We start from the raw sequence: 26,239 nt of genomic DNA, 5'->3' as shown, positions 1-26,239 counted from the left end.
TCCCCCCCTACTTCCGCCGCTCCCATTGGCTCCACTGCTCCGGCTTCGGTTCACGCAACATCAGGTTCTCCAGCGCTTCCCGCGGCGATCGCCCCTCGTACAGCACCGCGTAGACCTCCTCCACGATCGGCATCTCGATGCCCGCACGCGCCGCCAGCGCCCGGGCCGCGCGGGAGGTGCGCACACCCTCGGCCACCATCGTCATGCCCGCCAGAATCTCGTCGATCGGCCGCCCCTTCCCCAGCTCCTCGCCGACTGAGTGGTTCCGGCTCAGGGCGCCGGTGCAGGTAAGGATGAGGTCCCCCATCCCCGCCAGACCAGCGAAAGTCAGCGGATCCGCTCCGAGCGCCACGCCCAGACGCGTCATCTCGGCAAGGCCGCGGGTGATCAGCGCTGCTCGCGTGTTGTGCCCGTAGCCGAGACCATCCACTACGCCCGCGGCGATCGCGATCACGTTCTTCAGCGCCCCGCCGAGCTCGACCCCCGCAACGTCGGGGTTAGTGTAGACGCGGAAGTAGTCGGTCTGGAAGAGCCCCTGCGCCCGCCGCGCCGAAGCCAGGTCGTGCGACGCCATGGTGACGGCGGTGGGGTACTCCAGGGCTACCTCCAACGCAAAGCTCGGCCCGGAGAGAAAGGCGGTGCGACGCGCGTGCGCCTCTCCCAACACCTCCCGCAGGACGCCATCCATGGTGAGCAACGAATGCTCCTCGATCCCCTTGGAGGCGCTCACCACCAACGCGCCCTCCTCGATATAAGGTGCCGCCTCGCCCATCACCGCTCGCACCACGTGCGACGGGCTCACCGAGACTACGATCGAGGCTCCGCGCACCGCCTCCGGAATCGAGTCGGTCACCTGCAGGGACGGGTCGAGGACCACCTCGCTCAGGTACCGCGGGTTGCGGTGCTCCAGACGGATCGCTTCGGCGACCTCGCGTTCGTACGACCAGAGGACGGTCTGCAGCCCCTTCTTCGCCAGCAGGTTGGCCAGCGCCGTTCCCCAGCTCCCGGCACCGATCACCGCGATCCGCTGGTCGCTCATGATTCCTCTCGCCTCGGTTCCGGCTCGGGGCGCGCCCGCCCGCCCCCGAACCGGTGCTCCTCCCCGCGCATGATCCGGCGGATGTTGGAGCGGTGGGCGTAGATGACGAACAACGAAATCGCCACACCGGTCAGCAGCACCGGTAGCCGGTCCTCGGTGACGAGCAGGCCCGCGATCAGCGTCACGGCGGCGGTAATGGAAGCCAGCGATACCATCCTCGAGAGCTTCAGCACCACCAGCCAGGCGACCACCGCCGGCAGGACGGCTCGCGGCGCGATCGCCAGGAAGACCCCGGCCCCGGTGGCCACCCCTTTTCCACCTCGGAAGCGCATGTAGACGGGAAAGACGTGACCCAGAACGGCCGCGGCCCCGTACGCCAGTACCCAGCTCCATTCGGGGGTGCCGTCCCAACGTGGAAAGAGCAGGGTGGGCAGGAAGCCCTTGGCCACGTCCACCACCATGACGGGGGCCGCGACGCGCGCCCCGAGCACCCGAAAAGTGTTCGTTGCCCCTAGATTCCCGCTCCCGTGCTTGCGCAGATCGATCCCGCGCGTCCAGCGGCCGGCGATATAGCTGGTCGGGATCGCGCCGAGAAGGTAGCTGACGAGCGCCAGGAGCGCGGGAATCATGACTCCTCTCCCCGCCGTTTCAGGCGGATCCGGAGCGGCGCTCCCATGAAGCCCCAGGCGCGACGGAAGCCGTTGTGGAGGTAACGCAAATAGCTCTCCGGCACTCCTTCGGGCAGATTGGTCCAGGCCACGATGGTGGGGGGCTCGATGGCCACCTGCGTCGCGTAGTAGAAGCGCACCGGGTGCCCCTGGTACTGCGGCGGACGCGTCCGCGTCACTAACTGGTTCAGGACTTCGTTGACCTCGTGGGTGGGGATGCGCCGCGCGCGCTGCTCCTGCACGGAGAGGACGAGGTCGAGCGTCTTCTGCACGCGCAGCCCCGTGACGGCACTGGTGAAGATGATGGGTACCCACTCCAGGAAAGGGGCCTTCTCGCGAAGGGCCTTCTCGAAGTTGGGCGCAGTCATCGTGTCCTTTTCCACCAGGTCCCACTTATTGGCCACGATGATCAGACCGCACCCGGCATCCCACGCCTTCTGCGCGATGCGCAGGTCCTGCTGATGGATCGGCTCGGTGGCGTCCACGAGGAGCAGGCAGACGTCCGCCCGTTCGATGGAGCGCTCGGTGCGAAGGGCGCTGTAATATTCAACGCTCTCGTGCACCCGGGACTGACGTCTCAGCCCCGCGGTGTCCACGAAGATGAGCTTTCGGCCGTGGTACTGCAGGGGGGTGTCGATGGCATCCCGGGTGGTCCCCGCCACCTCCGATACCACCAGCCGCTCCTCGCCCAGCAAGCGATTGACGAAGCTCGACTTGCCGACGTTGGGCACGCCGACCACCGCCACGCGCAGGGCGTCCTCCTCCTCCGCCTCGCCAGCCGACGGCAGTCGCTCGACGATGGCATCGAGCACATCGCCGCTTCCCTTGCCGCTGAGGCTGCTCACGGGCAGCGGCTCACCCAGGCCAAGGTCCCAGAAGTCGTGGTGCTGGAGTGCGGTAGGGGAGCCGAGATTGTCCACCTTGTTGACGAGCAGAAGCACCGGGCGGTCGGAGCGACGCAGCCGCTCGGCGACAGCGTAGTCGAGGGGATTGGGACCCTCCTTCCCGTCCACCATGAACACCACCACGTCGGCCTCCTCTATGGCGGCCAGCACCTGCTGGCGGATGAGCCTGTCCATCGGCTCGTCCGATCCCTCGACCATCCCGCCAGTGTCGACGATATAGAAGTGCCGGCCGTTCCAGTCCGCGCGGGCGAAATTCCGATCCCGGGTGACCCCCGGTCGGTCCTCGACGATGGCGATTCGCTCTCCCACCACCCGGTTGAAGAAGGTGGACTTGCCGACGTTCGGGCGGCCGACCACCGCCACGACGGGTAACTTCACGGTAGTGCCTCGATCCCTTCAGCCATGGAAAAGCCGCGATCCGGGGCGACAGAGGGCACGCCGCCACCTCCCGGGAGGGGCGGAAGGTATGCAGCGATGGCGGCGTGTCAACGGAGGGAAGCCTCAGGCGAGCGGGGCTCCGCAGCTCGCGCACTCCTGAGCGCCGGGGTCGAACGCCTCTCCGCACGAGGGACAGGCGAAGACCACTTCCCCCGCGCTGTCCATGTGCTCCCGGATGACCTGCAGGGCCCGTTCGTATTCCCACACCGGCACGAGCAGCCGGACGATGCTCAGCTCACCGAGATCCACCGAGAAGGCCCGATCCCGCTGGGAGTAGATCTGGGAATCGATCCCTTCCGCGCGCAGGTTGTCGCGGAGGAGCTGCGCCTCGAAGTCGGAGGTGGCGCTGTAGACCTGCGCCCAGCCCTCGATGACGCGTACCTCGGCATGATCGGCACAGAGTGCCGCCCGTCCCTCGCTGGCGCGGCATGCCTCGCAGAGGGCACGTCCACACACCACGCAGCGGTAACGCGCCTCGCGGTCCGGATGGAGGTGGCACATGACCGTTTCCCGCAGCGTACCGCAAGTGGGGCAGGAATCTCCTCCGCTGTACTGCTCACCGCAACGCTCGCACACGTAGACCGGCTCGTCGGAGACGGCCTCTCCGCAACTCGGACACTGCGCGAGGTGGTCCGGGAACTCCGCGTTACACGAGGGACACTGCTGCATTGGATCCCCGTAAAAGGTAAGCAGTTTCGAGGCGGCGCGGCCGCAAGAAGCGTGCGCCGCACGCGCGCAAAAAGGGCGGGTCCCGCCTCGGGGGAACCCGCCCGGGAGCTCGCTCCGCCAGCCGATCAGTTTACCAGCGTGTAGCTGTAGCCGACAGCCGGCGTCTGCGTCTGGATGCTCACTTCGAGCGGCGCGGTGGTGTCCTTGGCGGGCGCCTGGATCGTCGCCATCTGCGTGCCGATCTGCGTGCCGCCCTCACCGTAGAAGGTGAACTGCAGCTGCACCTGCGTTCCCTGCGCGGCCTGGTTGCCGATCACCTCGCCCCGCACGGTGGTCTGGTTGGAGCCCTGCCGGGTCTCCAGCTTCTGCAGCTTGATGGGAGCCGCCTCCATCCGCTCCAGCTCGGCCAGCGCCTTCTCATTCTGGCCCGAGTCGCGGTATGCCCGAGCGAGGATGAGCGAGGCGTCGTAGTTGAGCGGGTCCAGCTCGATCAGCCGCTCACCAACGGGCACCAGCTCCTGCCAGCTCTCGGCGGCGTACAGCGCGTTCGCGAGGTTGTACCAGGCGTCGCGTGCATTCGGCCGGGCCTGCGTCACCCGCTCGAAAGCCTGCGCGGCCCGAGGGTAGTCCTGCGCCTGGAAGAGCGCGACCCCGATTTCCATCAAGGTAGCCGGGTCCAGGTCGCTGCGGCCGAGCAGCTCATTGTACATCGCCTGCGCCTCCGCGGCGCGCCCCTCCTGGGCGGCGATGGCGGCGGCGAGCTTGCCTTGCAGAGCGACATTCTCGGGATCCGCCTCAAGCTGCTGGCGGAAGAGAGCCTCTGCCTCGGCATACTGGTTGGTGAAGAGGAGCAGCTCCGCCAGGTTCTCCTGGATGCTGGCCTTGGCCTCCTGACGCTCGGCGACCTCCGCCTCCTCGAGCACCCGGGACGCGGGCAACGAGTCGACCGATTCGAGCGCGGCGCGGTAGGCCGTGATGGCCTCCTGGTAGTTGCCCTCCTGCGTGTAGATGGCGGCCAGATTCTGGAAGGCCTCGGGGCGCTTCTTGAAGATCGTATTCGCCCGCTCCCAGGCCTGCCTGGCGGTCTGGGTATCGTTCGCGTTGTAGGCGTTCACCCCTTCGTTGAAGGCCTCCGCCCAGGCGTTCTCCCGCTCCGGCTCGATCTGGAGCTCGTAGGCCGGGTAGATCCGCTCGGCGATCTTCCACACCGAGTCGGCCGCGGCGTAGTTGTCCACGCCCACGTACGCCTGTCCCAGGAGGAAGTAGTGCTGCGGGTTCGCCGAGTCAGCGGCGACTGCCTGCTGCGCCTCCTGGAGCGCCTGCTCGAACTGACCCTGCGCGATGTACAGCTTGATCGGCGTCGTGTACCTGCTCTCCGAGGGGCGCGTCCCTGGAGGATAGGTCTTGCCGGTCGGCGAGACGGACGGCCCGCCACCACCGGCGCTCCCCGCCGCACAGGCGCCGGCGACGAGCCCGATTGCCAGCGTGAGAACCAGTCCTCGACTAAATCTCATAGGTTAATCCTCCAGGAAGGATGATTTTCTCCGGAACGGAGCATGTGGATCGATCGAGAGACGATCCAGCGCCGTCCGGGGCCACTCTGACTGACGATACGATTCGACCGGCAGCCTTGGGCCATCGCCGCCAGCCTCGCCGGACTGAGAACATCCAGCAAACTAGAGGCTTCGCGGACGCCAGTCAAACAGTTTATTCCACCTTCAACCGCGCCAGCGCCCGCTCCCTCCCCAGTAGGTACGCCACCCGCCCGAGCTCGGGTCCATGCTCCTCGCCGGTGAGCGCCAGACGGACCGGTTGGAAGAGGGCTCGCCCCCTGATTCCGATGTCCTTGCCGGCACCACGGATGGCCGCGTCGACGTCCGCTTCGGTCCACTCCGGAAGGGCCTCGAGCCGGGCACGAACAGCCGTGATCGCCTGCCGCGCGGCGGGATCCGCGAGGGCCGCCTCCCGGGCGGCGCGGCGCTCTCCCGCGAGCGGGTTGAGAAAGGAGGCGAGCTGCCCCTCCGCCTCGGAGAGGATGGAGATGCGCTTGCGCAGGAGCTCGGCGACGGACGTCATCTGCTCGGGCGCAAGCCCGAAGCGCTCCGGATTCAGAAAGTCGCGCAGGCGCTCCGCCAGCACTTCCGTCGGAAGCTCCTGGATGTACCTCGATGACAACCAGCGCAGCTTCTCACGATCGAAGATCGCGTCGCTGCTGCCGACACGCCCGAGGTCGACCTCCTCGATCAGTCGCTCCCGCGGCAGATACTCCTCGCCACTAGGCGAGGACCAGGACAACAGGGAGAGGTAGTTGAACAGCGCCTCGGGCATGAAGCCCAGCTGGCGATGCTCTCCAACGGAAGTCGCGCCGTGCCGCTTGGACAGCTTCTGACGATCCTCGCCCAGGATCAAGGGAATATGGGCGAAGACGGGCGGCTCTTTGCCTAGCGCCCCGTAGATCAGGAGTTGCTTGGGCGTGTTGGTGAGATGATCGACGGCGCGGACGACGTGGGTGATCCGCATGGCTGCGTCGTCGACCGTGACCGCGAGATTGTAGGTCGCGCGACCGTTGCCACGCAGGAGCACGAAATCCTCTATGCTCCCTGCCGGGAACACCACCTCCCCCCTCACCTGGTCGACGACGCGAACCTCCCGATCGGGCACGCGGAAGCGCACACTCGTCCCCGGCCGCCACTCGATATCGCCGCGATCGGCGCAGGGGCAGCGCTCCCGACGCTCCGCTCCCGTCTCGGGAGCAGGAGGACAGGTGCAGACGTAGGCGTTCCCGCTTCGTAGCAGCGCCTCCGCCGCCGCGCGGTGCTCCTCCACCCGCTCGCTCTGGCGGTAGGGCCCGTAAGGGCCACCCACCTCCGGCCCCTCGTCCCAGTCCATCCCCAGCCAGCGGAGGTCCTCCAGGATCGCGGTTTCCGCGTCCGCCACGTTCCGCTCCACGTCGGTGTCTTCGATGCGCAGCACGAAGGCGCCACCATGATGCCGCGCGAGCAGCCAGTTGAGGATGGCGGTGCGCGCGTTGCCGACGTGCAGCTGCCCCGTCGGACTGGGGGCGAAGCGAAAGCGAGGAGCGGAGCCAGCGCTCATGAAGATCAGCCCACTCTCAATGCCGGAACAACCGCCGCCCGGTAAAGACCATCGCCAGTCCGTGCTCGTCGGCGGCGGCGATGACCTCCTCGTCGCGCACGGAGCCGCCCGGCTGGATGATCGCGGAAATCCCGGCGGAGGCCGCGGCATCCACCCCATCACGGAAGGGGAAGAAAGCGTCGGAGGCGAGCGCTGCTCCCTTCAGGTCGTGCCCCTGGTCCCCCGCCTTCATCACGGCAATGCGAGAGGCGTCGACGCGGCTCATCTGCCCCGCCCCGATTCCCAGGGTCGCGCCCTCGCGCGCGATCAGGATCGCGTTCGATTTAACCGTGGCGATCGCCCGCCAGGCGAAGCGCAGGTCCTCCCACTCCCCCGCCTCCGGCGCCCGCCGAGTAACGACCCTCCACCCCTCCTCCGGGAAGTCCATCCGCATCCGCTCCTGCACCAGCACCCCTCCACGAACCGTGCGGAGGTCGAGGATGCCCTCGCTGCCGCCTTCGGGGAGCTCGAGGAGGCGCAGGTTCTTGCGTTCGGTGAGCAGCTCCACCGCTTCCGGCGCGAATCCCGGCGCGACGATCACCTCAATGAAGTTCCCGCGCATCAGCTCCGCGGCTTCGAGGTCCACCGCGCGGTTGAAGGCGATGACGGAGCCGAACGCGCTCACCGGATCGGTTGCGAGCGCCTTCCGGTACGCCTCGCCCACACTCGACCCGACCGCGACCCCGCACGGCGTGGCGTGCTTCACGATGCAGCAGGCCGCGATCTCCCCCGGCGTCCAGGCCGAAACCGCGGTCACTGCCGCATCCGCGTCCAGCAGGTTGATGTACGAGAGTGCCTTGCCGTTTAGCTGTCGAGCCTGCGGGAAGCCGCCGCTGGCGGAGCGATCCCGGTAGAAGGCCGCCGCCTGATCGGGGTTCTCGCCATACCGGAGATTCTGCACACGCGCCAGCCCGAGCTGCAGGGTCGACGGCAGCGCCGGGGCTGCATCCGACGCCTGTTCCGAAGCCGCGTCAGGGGTCTGCTCCCGGACGGTCGAGGACCCCAGGTACGCAGCGATGGCGGCGTCGTATGCCGAGGTGTGCGCAAAGACCCGTACCGCCAGCTCGCGCCGGAGAGCGAGCGCCGCGTCCTGCTCATCGTCCAGCGCCTCCAGCACGCGGGAGTAGTCGTCGGGGTCACACACCACCCAGACGCTCTCGTGGTTCTTCGCGGCCGAGCGGAGCATCGAGGGCCCGCCGATATCGATCTGCTCGATCGCTTCCTCCCGGGTCACCCCTTCGCGGGCGACCGTCTCCTGGAATGGGTAGAGGTTGACGACCACCATGTCGATCGGGGCGTAGCCGAGCTCCGCCATCTGCGCCTCGTCCCCCGGATGCCCGCGACGCCCCAGCAGACCGGCGTGCACCGCCGGGTGCAGGGTCTTCACCCGCCCGTCCATGATCTCCGGGTGGCCCGTCACCTCGCTGACGTCGGTGACGGTCAGCCCCGCCTCCCGCAGCGCGCGGGCCGTTCCTCCCGTCGAAAGCAGCTCCCATCCCCGCCGGCTCAACTCTCCCGCGAAAGGCACGAGTCCGGCCTTGTTCGATACGCTCAGCAATGCGCGCGGCATGCGTTTATTCACCAGAAACAGGTTTGCAGGTCGCGGCCGCGAGGCGCGCGACGGAATCCACGCTCGGGCGCTCGATTCCCAGCAGCTCGAACGCGAGCGGGTCGGTCATTGGCGCCGGCGGTCCACCACAGGCATACGCCTCGACCGCCAATGGAAGCAGCAGGTGCTCCACGCGGAGGACGCGCGCCGCCAGCGTCTCCGGGTCATCGCCCGGGAGCACCGGCACCGGCCACTGCGCCAGGATCGGCCCTTCGTCGTAGTGCTCGTCCACGAGGTGGACCGTCGCGCCGGTCACCTTCACCCCGGAGGCGAGTACCGCCCGGTGAACGTGCATCCCGTACATCCCCTTGCCGCCGAAAGCGGGCAGGAGGGCGGGATGGACGTTCAGCATCCGACGGCGGTAGGCCGCGACCACTTCGTCTGGCACCTGCCGTAGATAGCCGGCGAGCACCACCAGGTCGATGCGATACCGCTCCAGCAGCTCGAGAAGGTGCGAGCCGGGCGTCTCGGCTGGGGGGAGAACCACGCTCGGGATCCCGGCCTTCTCGGCGCGCGCAAGCGCACCGATTCCCGGGCGGCTCGCCACGACCAGCTCGACCCGTGCCGGGGCCTCCTGCCCCGAATGGAAGCGGTCGATCAGCGCCTGCAGGTTCGTACCTCCGCCCGAGGCGAGGACCGCAATTCGGACCGGCATGTTTTGTTGTCTAGGTGGTGGATACGGCTCGGCGGGCGCCAACTTAGACGGGGGTACCCGGGGCGTCAACGCTCGCCCGTCCGGGAAGTGACGGGGCCTCAGGCGAAGCTCCCGCCACCATAGTTGGGGATGAGGAAGGGATTGCTGACCCGCTCGTGACCCACCGTGGTCTCGGGGCCGTGCCCGGGGTAGAGCACGGTCTCGTCGGGGAGAGTGAGGATCTTCTCCCGGATCGAGCGCATCAGCGTGGCCAGGTCACCGCCCGGCAGATCGGTGCGCCCGATCGATCCGTTGAACACGCAGTCCCCCACCAGGGCGAGGCCGTCTCCCACCAGGATCACGTGGCCGGGCGCGTGCCCGGGGGTGAAGCGAACCGTCAGCGAGCAGTCGCCGAACTCGACGAGGTCACCATCGTCGTAGAAGTGGTCGACCTCCGGAAGCGGCTCCACCTGCACCCCGAACCACTGCGCCTGGAGGGGCACGGACTCGTAGAGCTGCCGATCCTCGCGGTGGAGCCAGATCGGCGCCGCGGTGGCCCGCCGGGCCGCTGCAACGCCTTCGACGTGATCGATGTGAGCGTGGGTGAGGACGATCGCCTCCACGCTGAGGCGTGACGTCTCGGCCGCGTCGAGCATCCGAGCGACCGCTGCGCCCGGGTCCACCAGGATCGAGGCGCGTGTTCCGGCGCAGGAGACCAGGAAGCCGTTCTGGTTGAAGACGCCCCCGCTGAACGAGCGGACGATGATGTCACCACTCATGGCACTGCGCTTCACGGCGGCGGCCCGCCGATCCGCCTCTCAGGAACCCCGCTACCGACTCATGCGCAGCCGCAACCGCTCCGTCGAACACCGGCCTCCTCCAGTGCCGCCTCCTCGGCGCTCGGCGCCTTCCAGCCGCCAGAGAGCTCGAGCATGCGCCGGAGCGACTGCTCCGCGCGCGACCGCACCTCCTCGTCGAGCACGATCTCGTGTTGCTGGTGGTCGAGCGACCAGGCGAGCTTCGCGAGCGTGTTCATCTTCATGTTACCGCAGATCGCCGCGCCCGAGAGCGGAATCAGCGTCTTCTCGGGGAAGCGCTGCTTCAACCGATCGATGAGGCCGCGTTCGGTGCCGATGATCAGCGTGTCGTGCTGCTCGGCGATCTCCACCATCTTCGAGGTGGAAGAGACATAGTCGGCTTCGTCGAGAAGCTCGCGCCGCGCCTCCGGGTGGATCACCACCTTGGCGTCGGGATACTTCGCGCGTGCCTGGGCCAGCTCGTCCAGGACCAGATCATCGTGAACGTAGCAGTATCCGTCCCACGCGACGATGGCCCCGGGGGGTACATCCACATCCTCTCGCGACAGCTCCGTGGTGGTCAGGTAGGCACGGCCGCTACGCTGCGCGGCGTAGCGCGCGAGGTTGCGATCGGGCACGAAGAGGATGGTGCGGTCCGGCGCGAACGATTCGACCACCTTCACCGCATTGGAGGAGGTGCAGCAGATGTCGGACTCCGCCTTGACCTCCGCCGTCGAGTTCACATAGGAGACTACGGCGGCCTCCGGCAGCCGCGTCTTGAGCTGGCGCAGGCCGTCGGCGGTCACGAAATCCGCCATCGGACAGCCCGCACGGAGGTCGGGCATCAGCACCATCTTCTGCGGCGACAGGATCTTGGCGGTTTCCGCCATGAAGTGCACACCGCAGAAGACGATCACGTCGGCATCCGTCTCGGCGGCTTCCTGTGAAAGCCCCAGGGAGTCGCCGAGAAAGTCGCTGACCGCCTGGATCTCCACGCGCTGGTAGTTGTGACCCAGGATGACGGCGTTCAGCTCCGCCTTCCGCGCGGCGATGCGATCAACGAGCTCCTCGTGCGGAAGCCTCGCGTAGTCCAGCGGGGTGCGCAGTGCGTCGGCTAGATGAATCAATGTTCGCCCGGGGTCCTGAGTGGACGAAGAGAACGTCGCTCATAAACGAGCGGGCCCGCAGGAGCCTTCTCCGCGGGCCCACGAAATCCGACCCGGTTCGGCTCAGACCGTGAACGAGCTGCCACAGCCACAGCCACCCGTGGCGTTCGGATTATTGAAGGTGAAACCCGAGCCCTGGAACGTGCTGACGTAGTCGATCTCGACGCCGCCGAGATACTGCATGCTGAACGGGTCCACGAAGAGACGGAGCCCGTTCGACTCGAGCACCAGATCGTCCTCGGCCGGCTCCTCTTCGATGTTGAGGCCGTACTGGAAGCCGGAGCAGCCTCCCGGAAGCACACCGACCCGCAGGCCGGAGTCCTCGCTGGCGCCGTTCTCCTCCATATAACGCCGAACCTCGGCAACGGCCGTGGGGGTTACCGTGATCCCAGCAGCGTTCTGAGTCTCCATATTCCCCCTATACCTTCTGATAGCGCTTGGAATTCGGGATAAGGCAGTGTCGAAACATAACGAAACCGCCACGACCGGTCAATTAAACCCGGTTGGCGAGCAACCGTTCCGTGGCTTCGAGCAAGGAGCCTACCAGTTGCACCCCGGGGGGGAGATCTTCCTCCCCCACCGCCTCGGTTCCACGAATCAGGTAGCCCCTACCTCCGAATTCAGCGCCGGGCAGCACGTCGCGGAGCCGATCGCCGACATAGTAGGAGCGTGCGAGGTCGACTCCGTGCTCCTCCGCCGCACGCAGGTACAGACCCGGCGCCGGCTTGCGGCAGTCGCAGGGAGGAACCCGGTCGGGCGCATGCGGGCAGTGGTATGCCCCGTCCAGCCGGGCATCCTCGTGCGCCAGGAGACTCTCCATGCGTGCCTGCACTGCCCGAAAATCATCCTCGGTGATGAGGCCGCGGCCGATACCCGACTGGTTGGTGACCACCAGGACCAGGATCCCGTTCTCGCGCAGCCGGCGAATCGCCTCGGCGGCACCATCGATCAGCTCGACCTCGTCCGGGTCGCCCGGATAATCGCGGTCGACCACGATGGTGCCATCGCGGTCGAGAAAAGCGGCCGTCCTGCCGGTCTTCACCCCGCCGTGATGTGGAAGCCCGCGTCGACGTACATGGTCTCTCCGGTCATCCCGGTGGAGAGAGGCGACGCCAGGAAGAGCGTGGCGTTGCCGACTTCGTCGACCTCGATCGCGCGGCGCAGCGGAGAGCGCTCGGCGGTGATCTTCAGGAGCTCGCGGAAGTGGGCCACGCCCCGGGCGGCGAGCGTGTTCACCGCCCCCGCGGAGACGGCATTGATGCGGATTCCGCGCGGCCCGAGGTCCACCGCGAGGTATCGCACCGCGGCCTCCAGCGCGGCCTTGGCCACCCCCATGACGTTGTAACCCGGCACCGCCTTCTCGGAGCCGTAGTAGGTCATCGTCACGATGCTGCCGCCTTCCGGCATGATCGGGGCGGCCGCCCGCGTGAGCGCCACCAACGAGTAAGCGGAGACATCGTGCGCGGTCAGGAAGTCAGCGCGCGTAGTCTCGATGAAGGGGTTCGCCATGGCCGCCCTGGGCGCAAAGGCGACGGAGTGCAGGAGGAAGTCGAGCTGCCCCCAGCGCTCCCTCACCTCGGCGAAGACACTCTCGATCTGGTCGTCGCGCTGCACGTCCAGATCGTACAGTATGGGCTCGCCCAGCTCGGCGGTGGTCTTCCGGACCCGCTCCCGCATCGTCTCCCCCTGGAAGGTGAAGGCGAGCTCCATCCCAGCGCCGTGCAGCGCACGCGCGCAGGCCCACGCGATGGAGTTCTGATTCGCAACGCCGACGACGAGGCCCTTCTTGCCCTTCAGGAGGCCGGCGAGCGGGCTGGATTCAGTCATGGTATGATCGGTTCAGGTTCTGGATCCGGTTCGGTATCAGGCACGGCGTCCGCCGACGGGCCCGGCTCGGGCTGCTCCTCCGGCTCGGCGTCGGGAACGTCATCCGCTGGCGCTTCCGGTTCCGGCTCCCCCGCCTCCTCGACGGAGGGAGGCTCAGCGGTGAACTCCGCCTGCGAGTCACCCGTGAGTCCCACGACGTTCCGTACGCCCGTCACCGCAACTGTGTACTTGGCCTCTGGAGTGAGCTGCACCCCTTCCGGCAGCCGTATAACGAGCAGCTGCGACGGGAGCACGCGAGCCGTGTCGGCCGCGGCCCCGGCCGTGTCGGCGGCGGTGTCCGGCGCCGCGGTGTCGGGCGCTGCCACCGGCGGCGGAGCAGGCTCCGCCCCGGGCTGAGCGGCAGCAGTGTCCGGTGCGGCCGCGGGCGGCTGGGCAGGCTCAGCGCCGGGCGCTGGGGCAGCGGCGGTATCTGGCGCTTCCTCCTCCGGCGGCTCACCGATCGTCACGGTGTCGATGGCCACCGAAGTGCTATCCGGACCGGTGAGGGTCACGGATCCCGGCTGGAGTTCCTGGGCCGGGTCGAGATAGTCGTCGAAACGAACCTCCACCCGACGCTCTCCAGCCAGTCGTGCGGAAGCGATCTTCGGAGGCGTGCTGTCGGGAAGCACGACGCTCAGCTCTACCGGCGCCTCGACCGCCGCCGTATCGGCGATCGAGATCGTTGCCGTCAGGCTGTCCCGCGGCTCGAACGAGTCCGGACTCCGGTTGAGGTTGTTGTCCGAGTACGCCCGGATCATGTACTCCCCTTCCGGCACGTAGGCGAACTCGAACCGGCCTGTGCTATCGGACGGCACGGCGTAGACGAGCGAATCCGCGGTACGGATGGCCTCCACGCGAGCATCGACCGTCGGCTCGCCGGTGATCCGATCGCGCACGATCCCCGCGAATCGGGTCTGCGGAATCTCGGGGCCGGTGGAGAAGACGATCTGCAGCGGTTCGCGGATCCTGTTATTGAACAGGTCCTGGATCTGCGGCCGCACGGTGACCTGGTAGATGGTGTTGGGCTGCCAGCCACGTCGCAGCGAGACCCGGATCTCGCGCGAGCCCCGATCCACCACCACCGGGCTGGTACGGGGCGACACCATCACCGACTGCTCCACCTGCTGCTCCGAGATGCGCTCGTCGAAGCGGAAGATCACCGGCCGGTTCCACCCTGGAACCACTGCCAGGGTGTCCGGCTGCTGCATGACAAGTTGAGGCGGCGACCGGTCCTCGGGCCCTCCTGGCGGCGGCTCGATCTGCGCGCATGCGACCAGCACCAGCAGCAACGCCGCGCGCCGCAGTGAACGCCAACCACCGATCACCCCTGACCCTCCAGGGCGCGAAGCGCTCTCTCCAGCTTGCCGCGCTGCTCCTCCACGCTCGCCAGCTTCTCGCGCTCTCGCTCCACCACCTCGGCGGGAGCTCGGGAGACGAAGTTCTGGTTCTCCAGTCGCTTCCGCGCGCTCGTGGCGAGAGAGATCGTGCGCTCCAGCTCCGCTCGCAGGCGCGCGCGCTCCTTCTCCAGGTCGATGACACCTTCCAGCGGCAGGAACAGCTCGGCCCCGGAGCGCAGCACCGCGCTCGCGCCGATCGACCCCAATCCCGTCCCCTCCGTCACTTCTTCCACCCGGGCCAGGTCGGCCAGCGCGCGCGCACTGTCGGCGAGGAGGCGCGAGAGCTCACCGCTCGAGTCACTCACCCGTAGACGCACCCGCGTACCGGGCTGGATGCCGTACTCCGCCCGCAGGTTCCGCACGGTCGCGATCACCTCCTGGAGCTGGCCGAACCGCGCCTCCGCCTCAGAATCGCGCCAGCGAGCCTCCGCCTGCGGCCACTCGGAGACCATGATGGAGGGAGCCTGCCCCTGCCGGCGCGGCAGCTTCTGCCACACCGTCTCGGTGATGAACGGCGTGATCGGATGCAACAGACGGAGGGCGTTGTCCACCACCCGGACCAGGGTGGCACGAGCCGCCGCGCGGCTGGCATCGCCCATCTCGCCGCGCAACCGCGGCTTGATGACCTCCAGATACCAGTCGGCCAGCTCGCCCCAGAAGAAGTTGTAGCCCGTCAGCGCCGCCTCGTTCAAGCGGAAGCGCTCCAGCCGATCGGTCACCTCCTCCACCGCCCGGTTCAGGCGCGAGAGGATCCATCGGTCGGCCAGCTCGAGCGAGCCCACGACGTCGTCCAGGTCTTCCACGGGCTCGTTGCCGAGGTTCATCAGCGCGAACCGGCCGATGTTCCAGAGCTTGTTCGCGAAGTTCCGCCCCGGGGCGAAGGTGGAATCGAGGTCCTCGTAGTTGAGCAGGACGTCGGCGCCGACCCCCATGCCGGATACGAGCGTGTAGCGCAGGGCATCCGCGCCGTACCTCTGCACCACGTCGAGCGGATCGATCCCGTTGCCCAGAGACTTGGACATTTTCCGGCCGAGGTGGTCGCGCACCGTGCCGTGCAGCAGCACGTCGGAGAAAGGAACCTCGCCGCGGAACTCGATCCCGGCCATGACCATCCGCGCCACCCAGAAGAACAGGATCTCCGGGGCGGTGACGAGGGTCTGGGTCGGGTAGAACTTCTGCAGGTCGGGCGTTTCGTCGGGCCACCCGAGGGTTGAGAACGGCCACAGCCAGGAGGAGAACCAGGTGTCCAGCACGTCCGGATCCTGGACGAGCGCCCCTCCGCAACGTGGGCAGACATCCGGATCCTCGCGCGCCACGACCATTTCCCCGCAATCGGAGTTCTGGCAGTACCAGACCGGGATGCGGTGCCCCCACCAGAGCTGCCGGGAGATGCACCAGTCCCGGATGTTCTCCATCCAGTGCTCGTAGACCTTCGTCCAGCGATCGGGGATGAAGCGCAGCCGTCCCTCCCGCGCCGCCGCCAGCGCCGGCTCCGCCAGCGGCTTCATCTTGACGAACCACTGCTCGGAAAGGCGCGGCTCGACGACCGTGTTGCACCGGTAGCAGTGGGGCACCGCGTGCCGGTGCGCCTCGATCTTCTCCACAAGCCCCGCCGCCTGGAGCGCCTCGACGACCGCGGCCCGCGCGGCGAAGCGATCGAGCCCGCGGAACTGCTCCGGGGCGCGGTCGCTCAGGGACGCCTCGGGCGTCATGACGTCGATCGCCTCGAGGCCGTGACGCCGCCCCATATCGAAGTCGTTCGGATCGTGGGCGGGGGTGATCTTCACCGCGCCGGTACCGAACTCGGGGTCGACGAAATCGTCCGCCAGCACAGGAATGCGGCGGCCGGTGAGCGGCAGATCCACCTCGGCTCCGACCACGGCCGAGTACCTACCATCTTCGGGGTGCACCGCCACGGCCACGTCACCGAGCATCGTCTCCGGTCGCGTGGTCGCCACGACGAGGTACTCGCGGCCGTCCGGCAGGGTGGGTAGCGACCCGCTGTTCGAGGGAGTCGCCAGGGGATAGCGAAGATGGTAGAGCTTGCCGTCCGTCTCCTCCGGCTCCGCCTCTTCGTCCGAGAGGGCGGTCAGGCAGCGGGGGCACCAGTTGATGATGTAGTTGCCCCGGTAGATCAACCCCTTCTCGTACAGCCGCACGAACACCTCGCGCACCGCGCGCGAGAGCCCCTCGTCGAGGGTGAAGCGGGTGCGCTGCCAATCGCATGAGCACCCGATCGCCCGTAGCTGCTCCAGGATGGTGTTGCCGGTCTCCTCCACGAACTTCCAGACCTCGTTCACGAACGCTTCGCGACCGAGGTCGAAGCGGCTGCGGCCTTCGTTGGCCAGCCGCCGCTCCACCACGTTCTGAGTGGCGATTCCGGCGTGGTCGGTTCCCGGCTGCCAGAGCGCCTCGCGCCCCTGCATACGCCGCCAGCGAATGAGCACGTCCTGAATCGTGTTGTTCAGGCCGTGGCCCATGTGCAGGACTGCGGTGACGTTGGGCGGGGGGATGACGATGGTGTACGGCTCGCGGCTGGTATTCGCGTCGGCACGGAAGAAGCCCTGCTCCATCCACCAGGAATAGAGGGCCCCCTCGGTCTCATTCGGGTTGTACTGTGCCGGGAGCGACGCTTCCATACTGCCTGTCGTGCGAAAACGGGGCCTTACGGCCCCGTCCGAATCCGCGATGAGGCCGGCGTTTGCAGCCGGTCTGGGGAGGCCGAATTCTACGCCAGGTCCCGCAAAGGGTCAACCGGCCGGCGGCGCCTCAGGGAAGCAGGTCGTCAACCCGCAGGCGTATTGGAATGGTGATCGCTTGGCGCGTCCGCGTGCGGAGCTGAAAGGTATGCTGGATGTGGAGAGGAAGACGAGTCCGGATGGGGATGTTCGTGCGGATCGGCACCGGTACGTTCGCCATTCCGAGCGGGCCGCGTATCGGCACCTGGATGGTGGTGTTCAGCGGGATGACGGTATCGACGGATACCGCGAAGCGCTCATCAACGGGGAGATCCAGTGCGAGGGGCGTTCCCGCCGGAATCTGGACTTCGTAGGCGATCTCTCCCTGATCGTTGACCATCTCCCGAGTCAGGTCGGCCACCAGGGGCGCCAGCACCTGCTCGGGGTGGAGGAGCTTGTACAGCAGATAGCCGTTGAGCAGGAGGGAGATAGTCGCGAGCGCGATCGCAACAGTCGAAAGCGAGGGACGACGCATTCGCCTGCCCTCGAGCCTGTTCACGAGCTCCGGAGCCGCCGGATCTCCTCCGTCAGCCTGGGAACGATCTCGAAGAGGTCACCCACGATGCCGTAGTCAGCGACCTTGAAGATCGGGGCGTCCGGGTCCTTGTTGATCGCCACGATGTACTTGGCAGTGCGCATGCCGGCGAGGTGCTGGATGGCGCCGGAGATCCCGATGGCGAAGTACAGCTGCGGCGCGACGGTCTTTCCCGTCTGACCCACCTGGTCAGAGTGCGGTCGCCACCCGGCATCTACCACCGCGCGCGACGCTCCTACGGCCGCGTTCCCGAGCACTTCGGCCAGCTCCTCCAGCAACTTGAAGTTGGCGGGGTCGCGCAGGCCCCGGCCGCCCGAGACCACAATGGGTGCTTCGGCGACATCGAGCTTGGCCGCCGCGCCCGAGCGTACCTCGCAGACAATCGCCCCAAAATCCGCCTCCCTCAGAGACAGGTCCAGCGGCACGACCTCGGCGCTCCCCGACCCCTCCTCGACCGCGAAGGCATTGCCCCGCACCGTCACGACGGCAGGCGATCCCGTGATGCGCTCCCTGGCGAACACCTTCCCCGCGTAGCGCGGCCGGGTGGCGACCACCTCCTCCCCCTCCAACTCGAGCCCGGTGCAGTCGGAGGCGTAGCCCGCCCCGAGCCTCGCCGCCAACCGCGGCGCGAGATCCTTGCCCATGGCGGAACCCGGAAACACCACCGCCCGGTAGTCCCCCGATCGTACCAGTCCGGCGAGCACGGTGGTGTACGCCTCCGGCGAGTATGCTTTCAGGGCATCGCTCTCGCCCACGTGCACCCGGCTCGCGCCCACGCTCCCCAGCCCGGCCGCTTCGCCGCCCACGCCGGCGCCGCCCAGGACCACCGCCTCTACCTCATCGCCGGCCGCTGCCAGCGCCCGCGCCGCAGCCACCGCCTCCCGGGCCACCGGCCGGATCGTTCCCTCACGAGCTTCGGCGAATGCGAGAATCCTGGGCATAAGCGGGTTGCTTTCCGAAGTAGGAGTTCCGGATGGCTGGAATCCGGGCGTCAGATCACCTTCGCCTCTTCCCGGAGCAGCCGCACCAGCTCCGGCACGGCATCCGGGCCCTGGCCGACGATTCGCCCACTCTGGCGCTCCGGCGGATAGGAGAGCGACTCCACCCGGGAGCGTGCTTCGCCGGTGGCGGCCTCCTTCTCCTCGAGCGGCTTCTTCTTCGCGGCCATGATCCCCTTGAGCGAGGCATAGCGCGGCTCGTAGGGACCCTTGGTGATGGTGAGCACGCAGGGCGTCTGCAGCTCGACCACCTCTATCCCTCCCTCGACTTCCCGATCCGCCGTCACCCGACTGCCTTCGACGCGGAACTCGGTGACGGAGGTGGCCGTCGGGAGCTGCAGCCGTTCTCCCACCATTGCACCCACCGCCTGGAGATCGTCGTCGATCGCCTTCATCCCGAACAGCGCCACGTCGAAGGACTGCTCGCGCAGCTCAGCAGCGATCGCCTCGGCGACCGCATTACCCTCCGGCGCGCCCTCAGCCCGCAGCAGGACGGCCCGATCCGCCCCCATGGCGAGAACGGCCCGCAGCGTTTCCGCGGCTTCCGGACCGCCCACGGTGAGAGCCACCACTTCGCCCTCTCCCGCCGCCTCGCGTAGCCGGAGTGCCGCCTCCACGGCGAACTCGTCATACGGGTTGGTGATGAACTTCACCCCCGCGGGGTCGGCGCTTCGCCCGTCCCCGGCGATCCGGATGCGCGCCTCCGTATCGGGGACGCGTTTCACGCACACCACGATCTTCACAGGCTTCTCCTATCGTTCCCGGGGAGTTTGGCGGTCGGGTGCGGCCGCAACGATCAGCGCTCGGCGGCGGTGTCGACCAGAGGCACGCTTTCGGGAGACACCGGACTCTGGACCTTGATGGTGGTATCGACGATTCCCAGCGATTCGGCAACCTCCGGAGACATCGCCTCCGCCTGCTCGCGGATCTCCTCCCGGGTGAGCGGATTCACGTCCTCGGGCGGGTTGGAACCTGCTTCCTGCTCTTCCGAGCCTCCGCACCCGACGCCTAGCAGGCTGAGAAACGCGATCAGGATCGTACCCCGGGGCAGACGGTTCATGCGTTCGAGATGCTGTTCGCGAGAGGACGGCGTACCGCGCTGGCCGCCATCAGGTGGAGACGGGGGCCGCCAACCCTGAATGCTGCTCGTAGAAGGCGCGGATCCGCTCCATCACCACTCCCGGTCGCTCCCAGTGGGGCATCGCTCCGGTGGGCAACGGGATCACCTCCACGGAGGCGCGTGCGGCGAGCTCCGGTAGCTCCGTGTACGACTCCATCCGTCGCTCTCCCACAAGGCCGTGGATGATGAGCACGGGCTGGCGCAGGTGCAGGAAAGCGTCGCGGGCGTACTCGGGGAAGAACCGCCCGTTGAGAAAATCGTCGAGCGGGCGGGCGGCGCCCTCCACGCGGGCGGTCTCCGCGCCGTATTCGACGTACTCTTCCGGCACTCCAAACTCGTCGGTGAAGAGGTTCTCGCGGGCGAAGCGGTAGAGCGCGTCCGGCTTGGTCAGCCGGTCGTAGAAGGCACGCTGCACACCCGGAAGGGTGAAGAGGAGCTTCGCCCAGGCATTGCCGATCTCCTGCGGCTCTTCGCCGAGGCCGGCCGGTTCGATGGCCACCAGCGAATGCACGAGGTCGGGGCGCCGGCGCGCTACTTCGGCGGCGTACGTCGCCCCGAGCGAGAGCCCGATCACATCGGCACCGTCGGACGCCCGCACCACCCGGGCGAGGAAGTGCTCGAGCTGGTCCTCGAGGAGATCCGGCGAATAGGAGATCTCGGGCCGGTCGCTGTGGCCGAACCCGATCCACTCCAGGGCGTACAGCGGACGCTGGGTCTCACGCTGGAGTCGCTGCACCAGCGGACGCATCTCATGCGCGGATGCGACCGCGTTTACCGAGTGCAGGATAGCGATGGGTCGGCCGGTTCCGGGACGGGAATAGTAGGCGTAGTGGAGCCCACGCCAGGCGGAATAGTGGAGCCTCAGGTTGAGCGCATAGCCGAGCTCCGTGGCCGGACGCCTGCGACCAGGTGCCCCCCAAAGGTAGGCCCCGTACGCCGCGGCGGCCGCAGCCGTAAGGCCCAGTGCGGCCTTACCCGCGGTGCCGAGAACCGATTTCCCCTGCGCCTTCTTGCGTGGCATCGCTCTCCCGTCCGGATCGTTTGCTGCCCACCGTCTTCTGCAAGGGATATGCACACGGGGGTCCGGGGCGCATGCGCCGGACCCCCTTTCCTGCGCCATTCTCCCGGCGAACGGTCAGATCACGGCAACCAGCCGAAGAAGGCTCCCGGAGTCGTGAACATCGCCGACACGCTCTGCTGCGCGGCGTCGAGGAAGAGCGACGGGAAGAGGAAGAGGATGATCACCCCCGCGGCCGCCAGCGACACCGCGAAGCGGAGGGGACCCGGCACCTGCAGCCGACCGGCGTTCTCCTCGCTCACCGGCCGCATGTACATCACCACCACCACCCTCAGGTAGTAGAAGTACGAGATCAGCGACGCCACCACCAGGGCCACGGCGAGGCCCTGATATCCCGCCGCGACAGCCGCGCGCAGGATGTACACCTTGCCCACGAACCCACCCGTCAGCGGGAAACCGGCCAGCGAGAGCAGGAAGATGGCGAAGACCGCGCCGAGCAGCGGCTGTTCCCAACCGAAGCCGGCGTAATCCTTCAGCGCAATCCGCTCGCGTCCGCCGCGCGAGTTGGCGATCACGATGCCGAATGCACCAGCCGTCATCAGGGTGTACACCAGCAGGTAGAAGAGGAACGCGGCGGCGCCATACGCATTCGCGGCGAGCAGGGCCACCAGCAGGTAGCCCGCGTGGGCGATCGAGGAGTAGGCCAGCATCCGCTTGACGCTCCCCTGCGTCACCGCGACGAGGTTCGCGCCGAACATCGTCAGCATCGCCAGCCACCAGATCACCTCACTCCACACCTCGTAGCTGCCGCTGAAGGCAACGGCGAAGATGCGGATGAACGCGGCGAACGCGGCCGCCTTCACGCCGGTCGCCATGAAAGCGGTAATGGGCGTGGGCGCGCCGTCGTAGGCGTCAGGGGTCCACATGTGGAACGGCACGGCCGCCACCTTGAAGCCAAGCCCCACCACCAGCATGGCCGCGCCTGTCAGAAACATCGCGCTGGAGCCGAGCTCTCCGCCGAGCGCCCCGGCGATATCGGAGATGTTCGTGGTTCCCGCGCTACCCCAGACCAACGCGATGCCGTAGAGCAGAAAGGCGCTCGAGAACGCCCCCAGCAGGAAATACTTCAGCGAGCCCTCGGCGGAGCGGGGATCGGAGCGGTTGAAACCGACCAGCACGTACACGCTGATCGACATCAGCTCCAGAGCGAGAAAGAGCAGCATCAGGTCCCGCGTCCCCGCCATCAGCATCATGCCGACGGTGGACAGCAGGATCAGCGCAAAGAACTCCCCCCGATTGATCCCGGTGTGGTCAGGGTAGCCGATGGAGATCAGAATGGCGATGGCCGCCGCGACCAGCATGATGAAGTTGGCGAAGACCCGGAAGCCATCCACGGCCACCATCCCCGCGGTGCCAACCTCGGTGAAGCCCAGCAGCCAGGCGTTGGCCACGCCGGCGAGCACCAGCCCCGCGAGCGACAGCCACGGGATGTACGGCCGCGACGGTATGGGCTCCCTCCCCTTCTGGAACACGTCGACCACCAGCACCATCATCCCCCAGAGGGAGAGGACGATCTCCGGCAGCAGAGCCCAGAAATAATCCGACGGGTGCGCGAAATCGAGCTGCATCTTGGTTTAACGAGGCGGCGATACGGAGGTCGGGACCGCCGCGGCGACCACACCGGTCGCAGCCTCGGCGGGGGGCTCGGACGCGACCGGGGACGGCGCCGCCTCCAGCTGCTGGATAAGACGATTGACACTCGGCTCCATCCGCTCCAGGAAAGGCCGCGGATAGACGCCGATCCACAGGATCGCGGCAACGAGCGGCGCCAGGATCGCCAGCTCGCGCCCGTTCACGTCCGGAATGCTGCGGTTCGCCGGACGCTTCAGCGCGTTGAAGGCGATCTTCTGTACCATCGGGAGCATGTAGTAAGCGGCGAAGATCACGCCGGTCGCCGCCAACAGGGCGAGCCATGGCCTCGCCCGGAACGTTCCCAGAAGCACCAGGAACTCCGACACGAACCCGCTCGTCCCGGGCAGCCCGATGGCGGCCAGTGCCGCGAACACGAGCATGGTCGACCAGATCGGCACCGACCCCGCCAACCCGCCGAAATCATCGATCTCGTAGGTGTGCCGCCGCTCGTACAGCATGCCGAGCAGGAAGAAGAGCATCGGTGTGGAGACGCCGTGCGCGATCATCAGCAGCAGCGTTCCCTGGATGCCCTGGAGATTGACGGCGAAGATCCCCAGGACCGCGAAGCCGAGGTGCGCCACGGAGGTGTAGGCCACCAGCTTCTTCGAGTTCGGTTGCACCGCTGCCACCATCGCCGTGTAGATGATGCCGATCACCCCGAGCACCATGAACAGGGTGATGGTGGATTCGGCGGTCGCCGCCGCGGGGAAGAGCGGCAGCGAGAACCGCAGCAACCCGTAGGTCCCCATCTTCAGCAGCACCCCTGCAAGGATGACCGAACCCGCGGTCGGCGCCTGGACGTGCGCCGCCGGAAGCCAGGTGTGGAACGGGAAGATGGGAACCTTGATGGCGAAGGCCAGCGTGAAGGCGGCAAACAGCCACCACTGCTCGGCCGCGGTCAGCGGTAGCTGCAAGAAGTCGGTGTAAGCAAAGCTCGCCTGCCCCGTCAGCGACTCATGGCGGAAGAAGAGATAGACGATACCCACCAGCATCAGCAGGGAGCCGATCGTCGTGTAGAGGAAGAACTTCACCGCCGCGTAGATACGCTCCTTGCCGCCCCAGACCCCGATCAGGAAGTACATGGGGATGAGCATCATCTCCCAGAACACGTAGAACAGGAACATGTCCAGGGCGATGAAGACCCCCAGCACGCCTGTGGTCAGCGCGAGCAGCATGGAGTAGTAGGTCCGCTCCCGCGACTGGATGTAGGTCCAGGAGCCCAGGACCATCAGCGGAAGCAGGCCGGCTGTGAGTAGCACCATGAAGAGCGAGATCCCGTCCACCCCGAGGCGGTAGTAGATCCCCCACCCCTCGATCCAGGGAACGGCAATCTCGTTCTGGAATGGTGCCCCCAGCGGATCGTACGACCAGAAGAGCGGAATCGCGGCCAGGAACTCGACGATTCCGAAGGCGAGCGCGATCCGCTTGGCCGACTGGACCGGCGCCGCCAGCACGACGAGCGCGCCCAGCAGCGGCCAGAAGATCAGGAAGCTCAGCACCCAGTGCGACTGAAAGAAGCTCATCTCCGTCAGGACATCAGAAGGCCACGAAGGCGCCGAGCACCGCGAGCACGCCGACGAGGATCATGAAAGCGTAGGTATTGAGCTGACCCGTCTGGATGCGCCCCACCATGAGGCCCACCCCCTGCGCGAAACGGCCGCTCCCGTCCACGATGCCGTCGATGAGCCCGCGATCCACTATGGAGCTGAACCCGCGCGAGAGGGCATAGACCGGTCGCACCACGAGCGTGTCGTACAGCTCGTCCACGAACCACTTGTGATAGAGGAGCCGATCGAGCGCCCCGACGTAGTCGGGATGCTCCTCGGCGCTCCCCAGACGCGCCGGCTTCAGCAGCACCCCGGCCAGGACGAGTCCGACCACGCCGATGGCAATGGCCAGCAGGATTGGCCAGGCATAGTGGTGCGCCTCGGCGATGACCACGCCGTTCGCGGCATGAACCGCCTCCGCCCCCTCGATCACCGGATGCAGCCAGTCGTGCAACGCGCCCCCGCCGCCGATCGCCAGCGGGGTGAACCAATTCACGATCGGTACTTCGGCCTCGACGTTGAACAGGCCACCGATCAGGGAGAGCAGCGCGAGCACCACCAGCGGAACCGTCATCGTCCAGCCAACCTCGTGCAGGTGCCGCTGCTCGGTCTCGCCGGTGCGGTTGGGGCCGAAGAAGGTGTAGATCATCAGGCGGCCCATGTAGAAGGCCGTCAGCAGCGCGGCGAAGGAGAGTACCACGGCGATGATCCCCATCCAGGTCGCCCCCTCGATCCCGAAGAGGGTGGCACTGGCAAGGGGAGAAGCGCCCTGGGCGCCGAGCCACGCCGCGCCCACGATCTCGTCCTTGGAAAAGAAGCCGGCGAACGGAGGAATCCCTGCAATGGCCAGGGTGGCGATTCCCATCGTCACGAAGGTGACCGGCAGGTACTTCCTCAGGCCGCCCATATTGCGCATGTCCTGGGCGTCGGCGTGCGAATGTGTGGCGTGCAGCGCCTCGTGCATCGCGTGGATCACCGCGCCCGACCCGAGGAAGAGGCAGGCCTTGAAAAAGGCGTGCGTCATCAGGTGGAAGATGCCCGCCACGTAGGCACCCATGCCCACGCCCGCCACCATGAAACCGAGCTGGGACACCGTCGAGTAGGCGAGCACCTTCTTGATGTCCCACTGCTTGAGGCCGATCGTCGCGGCGAAAACGGCGGTGAGAGTTCCCACCACCGCGACCACCAGCGAGGCGGTCGGTGCCATCGCGTAGAGCGTGGCCGAGCGAACGATCATGTAGACGCCAGCCGTCACCATCGTCGCCGCGTGGATCAGCGCCGAGACCGGCGTCGGACCGGCCATGGCGTCCGGTAGCCAGACGTAGAGGGGGATCTGAGCGCTCTTGCCGGTCGCCCCCAGGAAGAGGAAGAGGGCAGCCGCGGTCACGACCGCGCCGGCATACGGGAGCTGCCCTGCCGCCGCGTCGAAGACCTCGGGGAAGTTCAGCGTTCCCAGGTTGGCGAAGAGCAGCATCATCGCCATCAGGAAGCCGAAATCGCCGATCCGGTTGACGATGAACGCCTTCTTCCCCGCGTCGGCGTTGGCCTTCTCGGAGAACCAGAAGCCGATCAGCAGGTAGGAGCAGAGCCCCACCCCTTCCCAGCCGACGAACATCAGCGGGTAGGAGGCGCCCAGCACCAGGACCAGCATGAAGAAGACGAACAGGTTCAGGTACGCCATGTACCGGGGATAGCCCGGATCATGGCTCATGTACCCGACCGAGAAGACGTGAATCAGGAAGCCGACACCGGTGACGATCAGCGTCATCAGGATCGACAGCGGATCGAGCAACAGCGCGGCGTCGACCTGCAGCTCACCGACCGGCAGCCAGGAAAAGAATGTCTGCACGATCGGCTCGTGCAGCTCCGCCCCCCGCATGCTGAGGAAATTGACCAGCGCTATGGCGAAAGCCAGCAGCAGCACCCCCGGCGCGACGAGGCTCGGCAACCGGTGGGTCCAGCCCGGCTCGGCGGCCGCGTGGGCGTCGGTCTCCGCGTGCGCGTCCGACGACGCGTGCGCCTCCTCCCCTTCCTCTCCGTGGTTGCTGTGCACCTCCTCCCCGTGCTCGTCGTGTACGCCGGCGGGCAGGTGGGCAAGGCGCTCACGGTGCTGCCGACGCGCCGCGACGACCGCGGCCGCGCCATTGATGACGAAGCCGATCAGTGGCAGGAGCACGATCCAGCCGAGCAGTGTCGGCTCGAACGCGTGCGTAGCGGCCTCCTGCGCCAGCGCCTCGGTGGGCATCGCCTGAAGAATTGCAAGCATCA

General features: G+C 67.4%; 23 protein-coding genes. All 23 read right to left on the bottom strand.

Going from position 1 to position 26,239, the window contains the following annotated elements:
- Positions 1-7 precede the first annotated feature (7 nt).
- The 23 genes from VF167_12625 to nuoL all read right to left on the bottom strand — a co-directional run bounded on the left by VF167_12625 (position 8) and on the right by nuoL (position 26,237).
- Positions 8-1,039: an NAD(P)H-dependent glycerol-3-phosphate dehydrogenase gene (locus tag VF167_12625; protein HEX6926257.1), complete on the bottom strand. Its 1,032-nt coding sequence runs from the start codon at positions 1,037-1,039 to the stop codon at positions 8-10.
- Positions 1,036-1,668, bottom strand: coding sequence for a glycerol-3-phosphate 1-O-acyltransferase PlsY (gene plsY / locus VF167_12620; protein ID HEX6926256.1), 633 nt, complete (start codon positions 1,666-1,668; stop codon positions 1,036-1,038). The genes VF167_12625 and plsY overlap by 4 nt, the downstream gene beginning before the upstream one ends.
- Entirely contained in the window at positions 1,665-2,990 is a 1,326-nt protein-coding gene (gene der, locus VF167_12615) for a ribosome biogenesis GTPase Der (protein ID HEX6926255.1), read from the bottom strand. Before der ends, plsY begins: the two co-directional genes overlap by 4 nt.
- Positions 2,991-3,113: 123 nt before the next feature.
- Positions 3,114-3,719, bottom strand: a complete 606-nt coding sequence (locus VF167_12610; GenBank protein ID HEX6926254.1) for a DUF2007 domain-containing protein — start codon at positions 3,717-3,719, stop codon at positions 3,114-3,116.
- Positions 3,720-3,844: 125 nt separating this feature from the next.
- Complete coding sequence (locus VF167_12605) at positions 3,845-5,233, bottom strand: tetratricopeptide repeat protein (protein HEX6926253.1); 1,389 nt, start codon at positions 5,231-5,233, stop codon at positions 3,845-3,847.
- A gap of 193 nt (positions 5,234-5,426) precedes the next feature.
- A complete protein-coding gene (gene gltX / locus VF167_12600; GenBank protein HEX6926252.1) occupies positions 5,427-6,815 on the bottom strand; it encodes a glutamate--tRNA ligase in 1,389 nt (462 codons plus the stop codon).
- Positions 6,816-6,831: 16 nt separating this feature from the next.
- Complete coding sequence (gene purH, locus VF167_12595) at positions 6,832-8,436, bottom strand: bifunctional phosphoribosylaminoimidazolecarboxamide formyltransferase/IMP cyclohydrolase (protein HEX6926251.1); 1,605 nt, start codon at positions 8,434-8,436, stop codon at positions 6,832-6,834.
- Positions 8,429-9,118, bottom strand: coding sequence for a phosphoribosylglycinamide formyltransferase (gene purN, locus VF167_12590; GenBank protein HEX6926250.1), 690 nt, complete (start codon positions 9,116-9,118; stop codon positions 8,429-8,431). The genes purH and purN overlap by 8 nt, the downstream gene beginning before the upstream one ends.
- 98 nt (positions 9,119-9,216) lie before the next feature.
- Positions 9,217-9,876: an MBL fold metallo-hydrolase gene (locus VF167_12585; protein HEX6926249.1), complete on the bottom strand. Its 660-nt coding sequence runs from the start codon at positions 9,874-9,876 to the stop codon at positions 9,217-9,219.
- 59 nt (positions 9,877-9,935) lie between these two features.
- Positions 9,936-11,021, bottom strand: a complete 1,086-nt coding sequence (gene nadA / locus VF167_12580) for a quinolinate synthase (protein HEX6926248.1) — start codon at positions 11,019-11,021, stop codon at positions 9,936-9,938.
- Positions 11,022-11,123: 102 nt separating this feature from the next.
- Positions 11,124-11,471, bottom strand: coding sequence for an iron-sulfur cluster insertion protein ErpA (erpA, locus tag VF167_12575; protein ID HEX6926247.1), 348 nt, complete (start codon positions 11,469-11,471; stop codon positions 11,124-11,126).
- 82 nt (positions 11,472-11,553) lie between these two features.
- Positions 11,554-12,102, bottom strand: coding sequence for an HAD family hydrolase (locus VF167_12570; protein ID HEX6926246.1), 549 nt, complete (start codon positions 12,100-12,102; stop codon positions 11,554-11,556).
- Positions 12,099-12,887: an enoyl-ACP reductase gene (locus VF167_12565; GenBank protein ID HEX6926245.1), complete on the bottom strand. Its 789-nt coding sequence runs from the start codon at positions 12,885-12,887 to the stop codon at positions 12,099-12,101. The genes VF167_12570 and VF167_12565 overlap by 4 nt, the downstream gene beginning before the upstream one ends.
- Positions 12,884-14,251, bottom strand: a complete 1,368-nt coding sequence (locus tag VF167_12560; protein ID HEX6926244.1) for an Ig-like domain-containing protein — start codon at positions 14,249-14,251, stop codon at positions 12,884-12,886. The genes VF167_12565 and VF167_12560 overlap by 4 nt, the downstream gene beginning before the upstream one ends.
- The gene (locus VF167_12555) at positions 14,248-16,962 is read right to left on the bottom strand and encodes a valine--tRNA ligase (protein ID HEX6926243.1); all 2,715 of its coding nucleotides are present in this window, start codon (positions 16,960-16,962) and stop codon (positions 14,248-14,250) included. The genes VF167_12560 and VF167_12555 overlap by 4 nt, the downstream gene beginning before the upstream one ends.
- 130 nt (positions 16,963-17,092) lie before the next feature.
- Complete coding sequence (locus VF167_12550; protein ID HEX6926242.1) at positions 17,093-17,536, bottom strand: hypothetical protein; 444 nt, start codon at positions 17,534-17,536, stop codon at positions 17,093-17,095.
- A 20-nt stretch (positions 17,537-17,556) separates the two neighbouring features.
- Positions 17,557-18,537 carry an electron transfer flavoprotein subunit alpha/FixB family protein gene (locus VF167_12545; protein HEX6926241.1) on the bottom strand — a complete coding sequence of 327 codons (981 nt, stop codon included), beginning with the start codon at positions 18,535-18,537 and terminating at the stop codon, positions 17,557-17,559.
- A 50-nt stretch (positions 18,538-18,587) separates the two neighbouring features.
- A complete protein-coding gene (locus VF167_12540; protein HEX6926240.1) occupies positions 18,588-19,337 on the bottom strand; it encodes an electron transfer flavoprotein subunit beta/FixA family protein in 750 nt (249 codons plus the stop codon).
- A gap of 53 nt (positions 19,338-19,390) precedes the next feature.
- Positions 19,391-19,654: a hypothetical protein gene (locus VF167_12535; protein ID HEX6926239.1), complete on the bottom strand. Its 264-nt coding sequence runs from the start codon at positions 19,652-19,654 to the stop codon at positions 19,391-19,393.
- A gap of 49 nt (positions 19,655-19,703) precedes the next feature.
- On the bottom strand, positions 19,704-20,735 hold the full coding sequence (locus VF167_12530; GenBank protein HEX6926238.1) for an alpha/beta hydrolase: 1,032 nt from the start codon (positions 20,733-20,735) through the stop codon (positions 19,704-19,706).
- 119 nt (positions 20,736-20,854) lie between these two features.
- Positions 20,855-22,360, bottom strand: coding sequence for an NADH-quinone oxidoreductase subunit N (locus tag VF167_12525; GenBank protein HEX6926237.1), 1,506 nt, complete (start codon positions 22,358-22,360; stop codon positions 20,855-20,857).
- A gap of 6 nt (positions 22,361-22,366) precedes the next feature.
- Positions 22,367-23,947 (bottom strand): NADH-quinone oxidoreductase subunit M, encoded by a 1,581-nt coding sequence (locus VF167_12520; protein ID HEX6926236.1) that lies wholly within the window; start codon positions 23,945-23,947, stop codon positions 22,367-22,369.
- Positions 23,948-23,960: 13 nt separating this feature from the next.
- Positions 23,961-26,237 (bottom strand): NADH-quinone oxidoreductase subunit L, encoded by a 2,277-nt coding sequence (gene nuoL, locus VF167_12515; protein ID HEX6926235.1) that lies wholly within the window; start codon positions 26,235-26,237, stop codon positions 23,961-23,963.
- Positions 26,238-26,239 lie beyond the last annotated feature (2 nt).

The organism is Longimicrobiaceae bacterium (genome assembly GCA_036375715.1).
GTDB lineage: Bacteria > Gemmatimonadota > Gemmatimonadetes > Longimicrobiales > Longimicrobiaceae > DASVBS01.
Note: the sequence above shows the minus strand (reverse complement) of the source record. Positions and strands in the feature narration are given on the sequence as shown.

Excerpts from the sequence above, each read along its gene's own strand:
- VF167_12625 (HEX6926257.1), bottom strand. The coding sequence starts at position 1,039 with ATGAGCGACCAGCGGATCGCGGTGATCGGTGCCGGGAGCTGGGGAACG.
- plsY (HEX6926256.1), bottom strand. The coding sequence starts at position 1,668 with ATGATTCCCGCGCTCCTGGCGCTCGTCAGCTACCTTCTCGGCGCGATC.
- VF167_12610 (HEX6926254.1), bottom strand. The coding sequence starts at position 3,719 with ATGCAGCAGTGTCCCTCGTGTAACGCGGAGTTCCCGGACCACCTCGCG.
- VF167_12605 (HEX6926253.1), bottom strand. The coding sequence starts at position 5,233 with ATGAGATTTAGTCGAGGACTGGTTCTCACGCTGGCAATCGGGCTCGTC.
- gltX (HEX6926252.1), bottom strand. The coding sequence starts at position 6,815 with ATGAGCGCTGGCTCCGCTCCTCGCTTTCGCTTCGCCCCCAGTCCGACG.
- purN (HEX6926250.1), bottom strand. The coding sequence starts at position 9,118 with ATGCCGGTCCGAATTGCGGTCCTCGCCTCGGGCGGAGGTACGAACCTG.
- VF167_12585 (HEX6926249.1), bottom strand. The coding sequence starts at position 9,876 with ATGAGTGGTGACATCATCGTCCGCTCGTTCAGCGGGGGCGTCTTCAAC.
- erpA (HEX6926247.1), bottom strand. The coding sequence starts at position 11,471 with ATGGAGACTCAGAACGCTGCTGGGATCACGGTAACCCCCACGGCCGTT.
- VF167_12565 (HEX6926245.1), bottom strand. The coding sequence starts at position 12,887 with ATGACTGAATCCAGCCCGCTCGCCGGCCTCCTGAAGGGCAAGAAGGGC.
- VF167_12555 (HEX6926243.1), bottom strand. The coding sequence starts at position 16,962 with ATGGAAGCGTCGCTCCCGGCACAGTACAACCCGAATGAGACCGAGGGG.
- VF167_12550 (HEX6926242.1), bottom strand. The coding sequence starts at position 17,536 with ATGCGTCGTCCCTCGCTTTCGACTGTTGCGATCGCGCTCGCGACTATC.
- VF167_12545 (HEX6926241.1), bottom strand. The coding sequence starts at position 18,537 with ATGCCCAGGATTCTCGCATTCGCCGAAGCTCGTGAGGGAACGATCCGG.
- VF167_12535 (HEX6926239.1), bottom strand. The coding sequence starts at position 19,654 with ATGAACCGTCTGCCCCGGGGTACGATCCTGATCGCGTTTCTCAGCCTG.
- VF167_12530 (HEX6926238.1), bottom strand. The coding sequence starts at position 20,735 with ATGCCACGCAAGAAGGCGCAGGGGAAATCGGTTCTCGGCACCGCGGGT.
- VF167_12525 (HEX6926237.1), bottom strand. The coding sequence starts at position 22,360 with ATGCAGCTCGATTTCGCGCACCCGTCGGATTATTTCTGGGCTCTGCTG.
- VF167_12520 (HEX6926236.1), bottom strand. The coding sequence starts at position 23,947 with ATGAGCTTCTTTCAGTCGCACTGGGTGCTGAGCTTCCTGATCTTCTGG.
- nuoL (HEX6926235.1), bottom strand. The coding sequence starts at position 26,237 with ATGCTTGCAATTCTTCAGGCGATGCCCACCGAGGCGCTGGCGCAGGAG.